The sequence below is a fragment of the Oceanobacillus longus genome, assembly GCF_042650085.1.
Taxonomy (GTDB): domain Bacteria; phylum Bacillota; class Bacilli; order Bacillales; family Amphibacillaceae; genus Oceanobacillus; species Oceanobacillus longus.
In genome coordinates, this window is sequence record NZ_JBHSAO010000008.1 from 336,287 (window position 1) to 351,093 (window position 14,807).

The following is a 14,807-nucleotide window of genomic DNA, read 5'->3' on the forward strand; positions in this document are numbered from 1 at the left end:
CATAGTAGATGCAGATGAGCTTTTTTACTATCTCGTTAATTTAATTTTTATAGGAACAATCCTGCTATTGTAGCAGATAAGATGGACGTAAGGATCGCACCACCTAATAATTTCATACCAAATCCAGATACGATTCCAGCCTTTTTACTATCAATACCTTTCACTGTTCCTGCGATTATTCCAATCGAAGAGAAGTTGGCAAAGCTTGTTAAGAATACAGATACGATACCAATTGTTTTCTCAGACATTGTATCAAGCAACGGCTGGAATTCGAGCATAGCTACAAACTCATTGGTAACAATCTTGGTACCCATAATAGAACCAGCTTCAATGACTTCACTTGGTGCAATACCCATTAAAATCCCAATCGGTGCAAGAATATATCCTAAAATCTGTTGAAGGGTTACCCCAGCAAATACAGCTTGAATAATCCAGTTGACAAGCTCCAAGGATGCTATAAAGGCGATGAGCATAGCTGCTACAATTAAGGCAATTTTACCACCCTCAAGTGCACCATTCCCCATTGCTTCAAAAACACTTCTATCCTCTGTTACATTGGATACATCAACATAATCTTCTTCCTTAGGTACAGTCACAGGCGCAATAATGGAAGCAACCATTAATGCACTGAACATATTTAATGGAAGCGCTACTAGGATGTACTCTGCAGGGAGCATTTGGATATATGCACCAACAATCGAGGCAGACACCGAACTCATGGCAGAAGCACTAACAATATACAAACGATTTGCGGTTAAATGATGGAACTGGGATCGAATAGCGATTAAGGCTTCCGATTGACCAAAAAAGATACTATTTACTCCGTTAAATGATTCAATTTTAGGTAATCCTGTAATTTTCGAAATAAGCCCACCAAAGTACTTAATAATCGTCGGTAGTATTTTCAGATATGTAAGTACAGATAGGATTGTCGCAAAAAAGATAATAAGCAGCAAAACATTGAAGAAGAATACGCCACCCTCATCAACTACAAATCCACCTAGTACGAACATAATCCCCTCCGTACCAAATTCAATTAATTTATTAAATCCTGCAGATATGCCATTGATAATGATCTTACCTAATTCTGTGGAAAACATGAACCACGTAATCAGCAATTGGAATAAAAGCATGATTCCTATACCCTTATAATTAATATGTTTCTTGTCATTGGACATTAGATAGGCTAACCCCAATGTAATAATGATTGCTAAAATACCGAGAAGAATATCCACGGTGATGCCTCCCTTTAATTAAGGTATTATATTAGTTTTTCCCTAATTTCAGTTTTATTAACAAAATAAATGAATTTTATTATCTTTCGGTTCCGTTCTATCTTTGAAGTAACCAAACGATACTATGTATGAACTGCTACTATAACTTAACCAACGTTTACTATATTATTCGACTGAGGGTTATTTTGCAATGGTTAAATAGAGGTTTTTTTTAATAGTTACAGGTAGTGATTAATAGATGAGCAGATTACCGAAAATCACAGAATTATTATAATCAAAAGAATCCCATTGCTTCATACAGCAATGGGATCTCTTCGTTATTTTTTTCATCCAGCTTCGGCTCTTAGAAGCTGCCGTCATAAGCAAGGGACACTCCAAGCACGAAAACCCACGCGCTTTACGGTCCCTTGCTTATGCGTCCGCTTCTGGACAGTCGCCTCAGCTTTTGTTATTAACCTTCCAACAATAAATCATATGGATCTTCAAGCATTTGCTTGATGCGTACAAGGAATTGTACTGCTTCTGCACCATCTACAATACGGTGATCATAAGAAAGTGCCAGGTACATCATTGGACGAACTTCGATAGAATCGTCCGGCATTACCATCGCACGTTTTACAATGTTATGCATTCCTAGAATACCAACTTGTGGAGCATTTAAAATTGGTGTGGACATCATCGAACCGAAAGTACCACCATTTGTAATTGTAAACGATCCACCTTGTAAATCACTCAATGCCAGTTTGTTATCACGTGCTTTTGTTCCCAGGTCAACAATCGATTGTTCAATACCTGCAAAATCTTTACGGTCTGCATCACGTACAATCGGTACGACTAATCCATCATCCGTGGATACGGCAATACCAATATCATAGAATTTTTTAATAACGAGTTCGTTGCCTTGAATTTCCGCATTCAGTAATGGAAATTCTTTTAATGCTCCAACCACTGCTTTTGTGAAGAACGACATAAATCCAAGTTTCACACCGTTTTTCTTTACAAATTTCTCTTTTCGTTCACTGCGAAGTTGCATAACAGCAGTCATATCCACTTCATTGAACGTAGTCAGCATGGCTGTTTCTTGTTGGACATTAACCAGATTTTTTGCGATTGTTTGACGACGACGTGTCATTTTCACACGTTCCACCGGTTTTTCAAAGTCTGTTTTTGCTGCAGCTGGCGCTTCCTGTTTTGCAGGCTTCGAAGGTTTTTCTTTACTTCCAGCTTTTGCTGTTGCTTCTACATCTTCTGGACGAACTCTTCCAAGTGGATCCCGTGCAGCAACTTTGCTTAAATCAATATTTAGTTCACGCGCTCGTTTTCTCGCAGCTGGAGAAGCAATAACTTCACCTTTGCTTTCTTTTGCAGGCTCTTCTTTTTCCGAAGATTCTGGTGTTCCTGCTTTTTCCTCTTTTGCAGCTGGTGCCTCTTTTTCTTCTTTGGGAGCTTCCGCTGCTGGAGATGCATCTCCACTAGCTTCTCCATTTTCATCCACTTTTGCAATCGTGTCGCCTACTGCCACATCGTCACCTTCAACACTTAGAATTTCAGTGATTACACCGGAAATTTCAGCATTTACTTCCACATTTACTTTATCAGTTTCCAATTCTACGATTGGATCGCCCTTTTCTACTTTATCGCCTTTTTTTACGAGCCACTCGGCAATCGTACCTTCTGTGATGGATTCTGCTAGTTCTGGAATCTTAATTTCTTGCACTGGAATTTCCTCCTTCAGATATGTTTAATGCCTGATTTATAATTTTATTTTGTGCTGTCTTATGAACGCTCGGTATACCTCCAGCTGGTGCTGAACGATTTGGGCGACTAATCACACGTAAATTCTGGCCTTCTTGTAATAAATCTCTTAAATAATCATCCACGAAATTCCAGGCTCCCATATTTTTCGGTTCTTCCTGTACCCAGACAATTTCCTTTAAGTTAGGCAGTTGCTTCAATTCTTCTTGTAGAGCTTTCGCAGGAAATGGATAAATTTGCTCCAGTCTTAAAGCGCGTAACCACTCGAAATTCTGATCCGAATTATCAATAACTTCCTCAATATCTACCATAACTTTACCACTGCCGATAAGTAGACGTGTTACATTTTCTCTGCTAACTTCCAAGTTTGGTTGATTCCGTAACGGTTGAAATTTTCCTTCAGAGAATTCCTCTGCAGATGAAGCCATGCGTTGATGGCGGATCAAACTACTTTTCGGTGTCATTAAAATTAATGGTCTGGCTTCTTCACGTCCACGCATTGCTGCTTGTCTACGAAGCAAATGGAAAAGTTGTGCAGAAGACGTCACATTCGCTACAATCCAGTTGTTTTCTGCTGCCATTAGCAGGAATCTTTCTAGACGAGCGCTTGAATGTTCTGGTCCTTGTCCTTCATAGCCGTGTGGCAGAAGCATAACCATATTTGACTTCTCTCCCCATTTTGCTCTCGCTGAGGATATAAACTGATCAAATATAACCTGACCAGCGTTTGCAAAGTCACCAAATTGTGCTTCCCAGATTACCAATGTATTTGGTGACTGGACACTGTACCCATATTCAAATCCAAGCACACCCGTCTCGGATAGCGGACTGTTTCTGATATCAAATGTTACATTGGCATCTGAGATTCCATGCATTGGGCTATACTTTTCATTTGTTTCCGTATCATGCAATACGATATGTCGATGTGCAAATGTGCCTCTTTCAGAATCCTGTCCGGTCAAACGAATAGGAATGCCGTCTCTTAGAATAGATGCATATGCCAAGGCTTCCCCAGCACCCCAATCGGCTTTATTACCTTCTTCCAAAGCATCCGCACGACGTTTCAAAATCTTTTCAGTCTTTTTGAATCCGTTAAATCCTTCTGGACGCTTCAATAATTCCTTGTTTAACATTTTTAGTGTATCGAGATCTACTGCTGTTTCAAATTTATCTAATCCATTCAACAATACTTTAGGCATCAGTTTTGCTTCCGGCTGCCCAATTTCATTTGCAATCATATTATTATAAATATTGCTTAATTTCGTATCAACAGATTCTTTCATCTTGTCAAATTCTCCCGCTTCAATAACTCCTTTACTTTCGAGTGCTTCAGCAAAGAGATTTGCTACAGATGGATGGTTATCAATCTCATGATATAGTTTTGGTTGCGTTGTTCTTGGCTCATCCATTTCATTATGACCATATCGACGGTACCCTACCAAATCTATCAGAAAGTCTTTATTAAATTTCTTTCGATATTCGTATGCTATTTTAATAGCTGAAATACAAGATACTGGATCATCTGCATTCACACGGATGACCGGAATTTCAAAGCCCTTAGCAAGATCACTTGCATAGCGCGTAGAACGCCCATCTTCACGATCTGTTGTGTAACCTAACAAGTTATTTGCAATGATATGAAGTGTTCCACCAGTGTTGTATCCTGGCAGTCCACTTAGATTTAACGTTTCGGCAACTACACCTTCACCGATAAAAGCCGCGTCTCCATGAATCAATACAGGAATGGCTTTATTCGTATCACGTTTCGGATAACCTTTATCGGAACGATCATCCTGTGCAGCACGTGCGAATCCTTCCACAACTGGATTTACAAACTCCAAATGGGATGGATTATGTGCTAAAGTAATCCGTGTTTTAATTTCATCCCCGGAATTAACTTCTTTTTTAGCTCCGAAATGATATTTCACATCCCCAGTCCAGCCGTAATTAATTCCGATCGATCCCTCCGAAGGCATTAACTCTCTTTCTTTGGAATAATTAAATTCAGAAAAGATCTTATCGTAAGGTTTTCCTAAAATATTGGCAAGCACCGATAAACGGCCACGGTGAGCCATCCCCATCATGACATGTTCAATTTTATCTTTAGCAGCATTATTAACGATACCATCAATCATTGGTATCATGGATTCGAGACCTTCGATGGAAAATCTTTTTTGTCCAACAAACGTTTTTTGCAAAAATGCTTCAAACCCTTCCACATCTACGAGGCGTTGCAGCACTTCTTTTCGCTGGTCAGGTGATAATTCCAAACGTGCCTTACCATCTTCAATTAAATCAAAAAGCCATTTACGTTCTTCATGGTTATTAACATGATCATACTCAAATGTAATCGTACCTGTATAATATTTCTTTAATCTATTAACTACATCTAATCCGTTTTCCACATCACCAGGTGCGTTCTCCCACAACCAGGACGCCGGAATATTTTCTAAGTCTTGCTCACTTAAATCATAGGTTTCTAAATTTAATAATTCTGTTATATCTCCTTTATAGCCACCTACCGGATAAATATCAGCCTCGGTATGACCATAACGTCGAATAGCCTCAACAAGTTTCATCGCTGAGGTAAGTTTTTTCACATCGCATTCTGATATTGATTGAGTCACTGTCTGATCTGCGCTGTTTGATGGCTGCAGCCATGCAGGAGCTCCGTAAGTATCGAAAATCTCTTTTATAGATGATTCAATAGCTTCAGGATCCTCTTTGTACAACTCATATTGTTGTTCTAAATACCCCGTGTTTGATCCATGAAACTGCCCCCAGAATCTTTCTACAGATTCTCCATTTTCTGCCACGTCTGATACCCCCATTAGAAGTTAACTATTCCCGTTATGTAAACGGTTCAATTTTATTATAGAATTCCTTATTTGTTTCTTCAACTAATATACCTTATTTTTCGCACTGTTACAACATTTGTACAAATAATTTCGTGAATCTAGAAAATTTCAGAAAAGACAATACAAATCACTCCTATTTAAAAAAATTTTGTTGTTAGTTCACATAATCAATTTTTTTGGTTATAATAGGGGTATACTTAACGAATATTGCTTTACGCTGTAGAAATTAAGGAGGATTTTTTATGAAATTAGCATTATTATTCGGCGTCATGATAACATTTATCGTTTCATGCTTTACTTCTGGCTATGAAGCAAAACCTGGTGTTCCAAAACAGGATCAATAATTAGTAAACCGTCATGCAGGAAATTGCATGACGGTTTTTTTACGCCAATAAAATAAGTTCAAGTTAAATTTGGAAATTGTTGCTGTCTCAATGCTTCATATATAATTATTGCTGCTGTATTGGAGAGATTCAATGATCTGACTTTATCGTTCATATGAATGCGCAGACATTGTTCTTCTTTACCGATTAAAAGTTCTTTTGGAATTCCAGTTGATTCCCGGCCAAACATAAAGAATATGTCTTCCTCTGGTTTATTAAAATTAAAATCAGAATAATGCTTCGTTCCAAAGTTTTCAATATAATAAAAGTCTCCATCCGGATATTTCTCATAAAGCTCCTCGATCGAATCGTACTCATGAACATCAACATCTTTCCAATAATCCAATCCAGCTCTACGTAGCATTTTGTCTTCCGTTGAAAAGCCCAGTGGACGTATTAGATGAAGTGTTGTATTTGTTGCAAGGCAAGTTCTGCCAATATTACCAGTATTTGCTGGTATCTCAGGTTGATATAATACGACATGTAAACTCAAAATTCATTCTCCTTACAAGTTAGGTTCTAAGAAAACTTGGCACCCGCCAAGCCTTTTCGGCGAATGCTTCGTTGCACTTATGCAAGTATGAAAGTTTATACTTTCTTACTTGCTAAAAAAGGGACAACCCAACAATTATACCATTAATCTTCCCCTATTCGGAAAAATTTATAGTTTATATTTGGTGTATAAGCCGTGGAATCTTCATAGGACCAATAACGATATCGACTATTGTCTGTATGAGCATTCACTAATGGCATTCCCTCCGCGTCTTTAGCTACAACAATTGTATTATGATCCCATCTTCCGTCCCCTTGAAAATCATAACAAATGATGTCACCTGGAATAAGTTGGTCAGCACGCTCCACTTCCTTCCCTTTTAATCCTTGCTTCGAACCGCTAAGATACCATCGTAGGGAATGAGCAACTGCCCAGCTAAAGCTCCACGTATTGGAAGCATACCAAAAGCCTCGCTCCCTAACAGGCTTCCCCCACATTGGTGCACCGCCAGCACGAAGGCATTGAGAGATATAATTGGTGCAATCCACATCGAATACACGGTAAGCAGGATTGTAACTATTCCACCACGCTTCTGCATATTGAACCGCTGCCAATCGATCATAACTAAAACGATCACTGATTTGTTCACATGTTTCATAGGAATCAACCGGATCCTGCTTGACTTCATCTTCCATTCTTTCGATTTCTTCATGATCTTTTACCTTACCGTCTACCATTCGAAAACGGTATGGTATGATCTGCTCTTCTATATGAATTTTTTGTTTCTGTTTGATGACGTACGTTACATGCATTAAATATTGATAGAACATTTCGTTATCGTAAACAAGCTTTTGGAAAACCTTTCCTCTTCCCTCCACCCGAATAATTTCAGCATCTCTTTTCCCCCACATTTTTTCCTTCCTAGTCCACCAATTATCCTCTTGTCTTTTCTCATGAAAAAAATCCATCCAAAGTTCCCTTATTTTTTCCATAAAAAATCCCCTCCAATTAAAGTATATGGAGGGAATGCTTGTTTAACGATTTATTTGCCGGAAACACCTTAAATAACATTTGTTTTAATTTACGGCAGATTGTTTCTGAAACTCAAGACCTTTCTTCATTTCAAAGCAAACCTGTTCATCTGTCTCTTTGGTCATTGCATCTTTAATGGCCCGGAAAGCTTCTTCTGTGCCAATTTTCCCCAATGACCATGCAGCTGTACCACGAATAACAGGCCTCGGATCATTATTCATTACTTCAATCATCTCTGTAATGGCTGTTTTGTCTTTATAATGTCCAAGAGCTATTAAAGCATTGCGCTGAAGTGGTTTTTTCCCGCGCCACGCTCCGGAAATAGGACCGAATTTCTCTTTGAATTCCCGATTTGATATTTGTAGCATTGGTATTAATTTGGGTTTTGCTATGTCATGTTCCGGTTCAAATTCCGGATGAATATGAAAGTCGATTCCTTTATTTTTGGGGCAAACCTGCTGGCATGTGTCACAACCATAAATACGATTGCCAATTTTTGTTCTAAACTCATCCGGTAAAAAGTCTTTCGTCTGTGTTAGAAAAGCGATACAACGCTGAGCATTTAACTGTCCACCATCGCCAACTAATGCCCCCGTCGGACAGGCATCCATACATTTCCGGCAGTCTCCACAGCTGTCCTCGAGAGGTTCATCGGGGAGAAATGGGATGTTGGTAATCATTTCACCAAGATAAACAAAGGAGCCATACTCTGGGGTAATAATGGATGTGTTTTTCCCACTAAATCCGATACCTGCCCTCTCGGCAACAGCGCGATCGGAGAGTTCACCGGTGTCTACCATTACTTTATTAACTGCATCTGGAACTTGCTCTAGTATGAAGGCTGCGAGTTTTTCCAAACGTTCACGCAATACAACGTGGTAATCAATCCCCCATGAAGCACGGGCAAATAACCCACGACGTTCTTCTTTTGTACTTTTCGGAGCATTTTTCATACGTGAGGGATATGCGATTGCAATCGAGATAATCGACTGTGCTTCAGGTAATAGGCGCTGTGGTTCCGTTCGTTCTTCCAAGGAACCTTTTTCAAAACCTGACTGGTAGCTTAATTCCTGTTGTCGCTTCAACCGTTCTTTTAATTCCCCGAATATATCTGCTGAAGCAAAGCCAATTTTATCTATTCCAATTTGCTTGGCATATTGAATAATCTCTTGCTTCAATTGATCCGTTTGCATTTCGAGTCCCTCCCTTCTTTCTTAATTCACTCTAGCTGTCCGCATCCGGTTGAGTACTGCTGCAATTTCATGTCTGCGAGGACGCGCCAAATCTCCTGGATGCTTTTCTTTAAAAGTTGTTAAAGAAGATAGCCCTGCTTGATCCATCTGCTTCTCAATCGTATGAAGAACATCTCGCAATGATTTATTTTGCAATCCATTTGTTCGATGCAAATGGTGAATAATTTCAGCTATCATACGTGTCTGTGAGATATCAACCAGTTGTTCTGTATAGTTAAAAGAGATATCTGTTCTACCTAAGATGATTTGATGTAATCCTTTTGTTTGGATTTTCGTTCGATTTCCCTTATCCAACTGTAGTGATTGTTGCTGGAAGGTTCGATTTATAATCTGACCGAAATCTGCCTTACTTTTAGTTTCACGTTCGATTGGAAATTCCTGCATAATTGTTTTTGCCTTATCCGTTACATCATGTGGGAAATATTCATCCATCATGATCACCGTATCTGCTACTGAAAAATAATCACCGGATCCTCCCATAACAAGAATGGTAGAGACATCCAACTGATTTGAAAGTTGTCTTATTCGATCAATAAAAGGAGTAATTGGCTCTTTATCCTGTTTTACAAGTTGCTGCATCCGATGATCACGAATCATGAAGTTGGTTGCACTTGTATCTTCATCGATCAGTAAAGTCGTTGCACCAGTCTCCAATGCCTCCATTACATTTGCTGCTTGTGAGGTACTGCCACTGGCATTTTCGGTTGAAAAAGAATCGGTAGTTTGCAGATGTGGTAAGTTATTAATAAACGGTGATATATTGACAGATGATATTTGTCTGCCGTCTTCCGCACGAACCTTTACAGCATCCGGGTCTGTAATAACAAATTCACGCCCGTCTCCCTTTTTATGAAAGTATACCCCACGTTCCACGGCTTTTAAAATGGTACTTTTTCCGTGATATCCTCCACCAACGATCAACGTAATGCCTTTTTTTATCGCCATCCCTGTTAAGGCTTCTTCTTGATGTGGGATTGATATAGTGACTTCCGTTTCTTTAGGGCTTTGAAAAGGAACAGCTTTCCGAAGCGGTCGATTACTGATGCCACTCTCCCTTGGAAGGATGGAACCATTAGCAACAAAAGCAATCCAATTATTTTTAGTCATTTCATTACGGATTGTCTCCTGTTGGTCGGCCAGTATAATTGCGTGATTTATATCTTCATCCTTAATTTTAAATATTGATTTTTTTATTATAGAAGGAATTATTTCAGAAAAAAGTTTTTCAGCTTCTCTGCCATTGATCCGGCGACCATTTGCAGGTAAACCAACAGAGATACAAACGGTAATTGCTTCCTGATTGATTTGTAATGCCGTCCGCTCCATAACTTCCTGTCCTGGCATATCGAAAAGAATCATTCCACTTTTCCCCGATCCTTTAACGGCAAAACGCTCACCTGCAACAGCATTACCAACCGCTCTTGCAAAAGCATCTTCTGCAGCAACTTTACGTTTCGGTGACCCGAGCCAGGCAGATTGAATGGTGCGCTTTTCATTTGAAATGACGATTCGAATTTTAGAAGGTGTCGCAAAAGGATCTCCTTGCACATAATCTATATATAACTCAAAGTCATCAAATTGAAAGTGACCTTGTATACTTTTATAAGCTTTATAGCCTTTATTATCCAATTGCTTTAATTCACGAAAAAGGTTATTCATTTATATCCCTCATATTTTGATTGTATTTTCTATAGGATACTATGTTGGAGAAGAAGTATTCAAGTGGCAGATATGCGGAGGCCTATATGCGTTAGGGTAAAAATTAAAAACGCAACGCTTCGTAATTAATCTTACGAAACACTGCGTTATCACATATGTATGGAGCGGGTGAAGGGAATCGAACCCTCATCATCAGCTTGGAAGGCTGAGGTTTTACCACTAAACTACACCCGCATAGATTAAATTGTGCTGCGCAATACGTTTTTCGATTGCAGAATCTATTATAGCAAGTACGTAGGAACAAATCAACAGGAAATTCAACATTTTTTTACAAAAAATTTAAACTACTGTTACAAGTACTGATACTATCGTGTTTTATGTAAATAAAATTAATTTCAGAACTATTAAATATTTACATTACTGTAATGAGGCTATAAACTAGATATATGATTTTTAGAGAGGGGATGGATCGATGTCTGTTTATCCAATAATTATGACACAATCCAAATTCACACACAAAGATAATTTAAAATATCCATTTGAAGAACGTGGTCTTCAGTTTGGTGATGGAATATATGAAGTAATACGTATTTACCATGGAACATATTATTTATTAGAAGCGCATGTTGATCGCTTATTCCGATCTGCGGAAGCCATAAAAATACAACTTCCATTTAATAAAGAAGAGGTAACCAGTCAATTGCTTGAACTGCTTGAGAAGAATAAAATGAAAACGGATGGTAAATTATACTTGCAAGTAACTCGTGGGTCGGCTCCCCGTGATCATGTATTCCCTGCAGAAATTATGCCTAATATTTACGCATATGTACAGGACCAACCTCGTAACTTGGAAGGCATGGAAAACGGTGTAAAGACAATCACCCATAGAGATCACCGCTGGGATTATTGCTACATTAAAAGCTTAAACCTCTTGCCAAATGTCCTCGCCAAACAAACGGCAAAGGAAAATGGTTGTTACGAAGCAATCCTTCATAAAGATGGTACGGTTACTGAATGCAGTTCATCAAATGCGTACATGGTGAAAGATGGAAAGGTTTATACACATCCGGCAACAAATAATATTTTACACGGTTGTGTACGAATGGCTATTGAACGATTTACCAAAGAGATGAACATTCCATTCATTGAGGAAGCATTTTCAATTGAAGATATCAGTCTCGCTGACGAAATATTCCTTTCCAGTAGCACATCAGAAATTACACCAATCGTTAAAGTGGATCATATTCAAATTGCTAACGGAAAACCTGGTCAAATTACTCGTCAATTACAAACTGCCTATGAAGTGGATGCGAATATCCATGAAACCAAAACAAAACACACGGTATAAGAAATAAAGGAAATGCCCCACATATATACCATGTGGTGGCATTTTTCATACTGGAGGTTTCTATGAAAAAGGTAGCAATTATTGGTTGCAGCGGATCAGGAAAATCCACTTTGGCACGAACATTGGGTGCCTTGCTCCATCTTCCGGTCCATCATTTGGATGCCCTTTTCTGGCAGCCTGGATGGGTACCCACCAATAAAGAGCATTTCGTAAACGAACAGCAAAAAATCCTGCAAAATGATGCATGGATTATCGATGGGAATTATGGCGGTACGATGGATGAAAGATTATCACAAGCGGATATCATTATCTTTCTCCATTATAAGACGATTCGCTGTCTATACCGCATCATCAAACGACGCTTACAATACCACAACAAAACCCGACCTGATATGGGGATTGACTGCCCAGAAAAGCTTGATTGGGAATTTTTTAATTGGGTTAGAAACTTCAACAGAACAAAAGTGCCTGCAATAAATAAACGCTTATCCCTTCTGGAAAATAAAACGATACTCGTATTCAAATCTCCTAAACAACTAAGAAACTTTCTCATAGAATTAGAGAGTAGTCGTCCTAACTTCCCAATGGATTCGTAACACGAAATAGAGACTGATAAAGTTTCGGAAATTCAAAATAAGGAGGCAATTCAATGAATCATTCCAAAAGAGCTATCACTTCTGAAGATTTGAAGAACATGGAAGTATTTAGTGACCCGCAATACGTACCAAATGGAAATGCATATACATACGTCTCTACGATTATAAATGAAAAGAATGAATACCAGTCCAACTTATTCTTTCAAAAAACGGAAGATAAAAAAGCAAAGCAATGGACTTTCGGAAGTGACAAAAACAGTAACCTCCGCTTTTCTCCGAACGGGGAGAAAGCTGTTTTCCAATCAACAAGAAGTGGGCTCCCTCAGCTTTGGTTGATCGAAACAGATGGCGGTGAAGCAAGACCATTAACTACGTTTAAAAATGGAGCATATAACCCGACATGGTCAAAAGATGGAAAATATCTCGTATTCAGTGCTTCTCTGGATGATTCAGAAGATATAACAAGTCAAAAAGAACAATCTAAAGAAGAGCGACAAAAGGAAAATGAAGAAAAAAGCAAACAACCGCTTGTTGTTAACACGCTAAAATACAAATCGGATGCAAAAGGATTTCACGATAACAAAAAAGTACAAATCGTGTTATATAGTTTCGAACAGGGCACATTTACACAATTGACTAGTGATGAAGCAGATCATGGCTTTCAGGATATTTCACCAGATGGAAATCACATTCTCTTTAACGCGAATTTAAGTGAAAACGCTGATTCTGAACTAATTAGCGATTTATATACAATGAATCTCAAAACCAAAGAAGTATCAAAACTGACGAAGGGAACAGGTACAAACCATAGCGCAAGCTTTTCCCCAAGTGGCGATAAGGTTATTTGCTTCGGTCATGACTATGAATATAGTGGTGCAACATTAAGCGAATTGTATCTGATTGACATTGCGACGGCTGAGAGAACTTCGCTGAGTACGGATTGGGATATGCAGCTTGGCGATGTGATGGTAGGAGATACAAGATTAGGGGAATCAACAACAGGACCCGTATGGGCACAGGATGAGAAAAGCATTTTCTTTATTGCTACAGATTACGGTGCAACAGGGCTTTATCAAGTTACAATCGATGGCGATTTGAAAGTACGATACAAAGATGATAATCATATTTTTGGTTTCACTTATCATGATTCATCCGATTCGTTTATTCTCGGGATCAGCACACCTACAAATCCATGTAATTTTTATAAATTGAATTCAAATAGGAAACTATCACGTTTAACAAATGCCAACGCAACGTTTCTTGAGGAAGTAGCAATCACAGAACCGGAGACATTAACAATTACAGCTGAAGACGGGTTGGAAATACAAGGTTGGCTGCTGCGCCCTTATGGTTTTGAGGAGAATAAAAAATACCCATTTGTACTTGAAATTCACGGTGGTCCTCATGCGATGTATGGGCAAACATTTTTCCACGAACTGCAATTACTATCCGCAAAAGGGTATGTGGTACTTTACACGAATCCACGCGGCAGTCATGGCTATGGTCAAAAATTCGTTGATGCCGTACGTTCCAACTACGGTAAAGGCGACTATACCGACTTGATGAGTGCTGTTGATTATGCACTTAAAAATTACAGTTTTATAGATGAATCAAGACTTGGTGTAACTGGTGGAAGCTATGGTGGCTTTATGACTAACTGGATTGTCGGCCAAACGAATCGTTTCAAGGCTGCAGTAACACAGCGCTCTATTTCAAACTGGTTGAGCTTTTACGGTGTGAGTGATATCGGTTTCTTCTTCACGAAATGGGAGCATGGGTTAAATTTATTGGATGATCCCGCCAAACTATGGGATATTTCACCATTGAAGTATGCCGAAAATGTGGAAACACCATTATTAATATTACATGGCGAACGAGACTTCCGTTGCACAATAGAGCAAGGCGAACAGCTCTTTATTACATTAAAGCACCTTCACAAGGAAGTAGAATTTGTACGCTTCCCTGGAGCAACTCATGAATTAAGCAGGAGCGGAAAACCGGAAATGAGAATTGCTAGACTTGATCACATTTGCCGCTGGTTTGATAACTATTTATAAATAATATGGATACAGCTGCTGCTACCTTTTGGGTGAGCAGCTGTTTTCATATGTTTGTTGCTTTTTAAGCATGGAAAGTTGAGATAAACTACGAAGTAATTGGTGGCTGATATCCATGGACATGTGCTTTTGTCGCCG

General features: G+C 38.9%; 10 protein-coding genes and 1 tRNA gene. 3 read left to right on the plus strand and 8 right to left on the minus strand.

What is annotated here, in order from left to right; genetic code table 11:
* Nucleotides 1-47: 47 nt before the first annotated feature.
* From ACFOUV_RS12295 to ACFOUV_RS12330, 8 genes are all read right to left on the minus strand, one after another.
* Nucleotides 48-1,235 (minus strand): NupC/NupG family nucleoside CNT transporter, encoded by a 1,188-nt coding sequence (locus ACFOUV_RS12295; protein WP_379497065.1) that lies wholly within the window; start codon nucleotides 1,233-1,235, stop codon nucleotides 48-50.
* Between the two features lie 451 nt (nucleotides 1,236-1,686).
* A complete protein-coding gene (gene odhB, locus ACFOUV_RS12300) occupies nucleotides 1,687-2,952 on the minus strand; it encodes a 2-oxoglutarate dehydrogenase complex dihydrolipoyllysine-residue succinyltransferase (protein ID WP_379497066.1) in 1,266 nt (421 codons plus the stop codon).
* A complete protein-coding gene (locus tag ACFOUV_RS12305; protein ID WP_379497067.1) occupies nucleotides 2,939-5,806 on the minus strand; it encodes a 2-oxoglutarate dehydrogenase E1 component in 2,868 nt (955 codons plus the stop codon). Before ACFOUV_RS12305 ends, odhB begins: the two co-directional genes overlap by 14 nt.
* A 444-nt stretch (nucleotides 5,807-6,250) precedes the next feature.
* On the minus strand, nucleotides 6,251-6,724 hold the full coding sequence (trmL, locus tag ACFOUV_RS12310; protein WP_379497068.1) for a tRNA (uridine(34)/cytosine(34)/5-carboxymethylaminomethyluridine(34)-2'-O)-methyltransferase TrmL: 474 nt from the start codon (nucleotides 6,722-6,724) through the stop codon (nucleotides 6,251-6,253).
* A 143-nt stretch (nucleotides 6,725-6,867) separates the two neighbouring features.
* Entirely contained in the window at nucleotides 6,868-7,716 is an 849-nt protein-coding gene (locus ACFOUV_RS12315) for an amidase domain-containing protein (protein ID WP_379497069.1), read from the minus strand.
* 84 nt (nucleotides 7,717-7,800) lie between these two features.
* Nucleotides 7,801-8,949: a tRNA epoxyqueuosine(34) reductase QueG gene (queG, locus tag ACFOUV_RS12320; RefSeq protein ID WP_379497070.1), complete on the minus strand. Its 1,149-nt coding sequence runs from the start codon at nucleotides 8,947-8,949 to the stop codon at nucleotides 7,801-7,803.
* Nucleotides 8,950-8,970: 21 nt separating this feature from the next.
* Nucleotides 8,971-10,668 (minus strand): ABC-ATPase domain-containing protein, encoded by a 1,698-nt coding sequence (locus ACFOUV_RS12325; protein ID WP_379497071.1) that lies wholly within the window; start codon nucleotides 10,666-10,668, stop codon nucleotides 8,971-8,973.
* A gap of 160 nt (nucleotides 10,669-10,828) precedes the next feature.
* Nucleotides 10,829-10,902, minus strand: a tRNA-Gly gene (locus ACFOUV_RS12330).
* A gap of 238 nt (nucleotides 10,903-11,140) precedes the next feature.
* Between ACFOUV_RS12330 and dat the strand changes: the two genes are divergently transcribed.
* From dat to ACFOUV_RS12345, 3 genes are all read left to right on the plus strand, one after another.
* Nucleotides 11,141-12,016 (plus strand): D-amino-acid transaminase, encoded by an 876-nt coding sequence (gene dat, locus ACFOUV_RS12335; RefSeq protein WP_379497072.1) that lies wholly within the window; start codon nucleotides 11,141-11,143, stop codon nucleotides 12,014-12,016.
* Between the two features lie 62 nt (nucleotides 12,017-12,078).
* Entirely contained in the window at nucleotides 12,079-12,612 is a 534-nt protein-coding gene (locus ACFOUV_RS12340; RefSeq protein WP_379497073.1) for a DNA topology modulation protein, read from the plus strand.
* Nucleotides 12,613-12,665: 53 nt separating this feature from the next.
* A complete protein-coding gene (locus tag ACFOUV_RS12345) occupies nucleotides 12,666-14,669 on the plus strand; it encodes a S9 family peptidase (RefSeq protein ID WP_379497074.1) in 2,004 nt (667 codons plus the stop codon).
* Nucleotides 14,670-14,807: the final 138 nt, after the last annotated feature.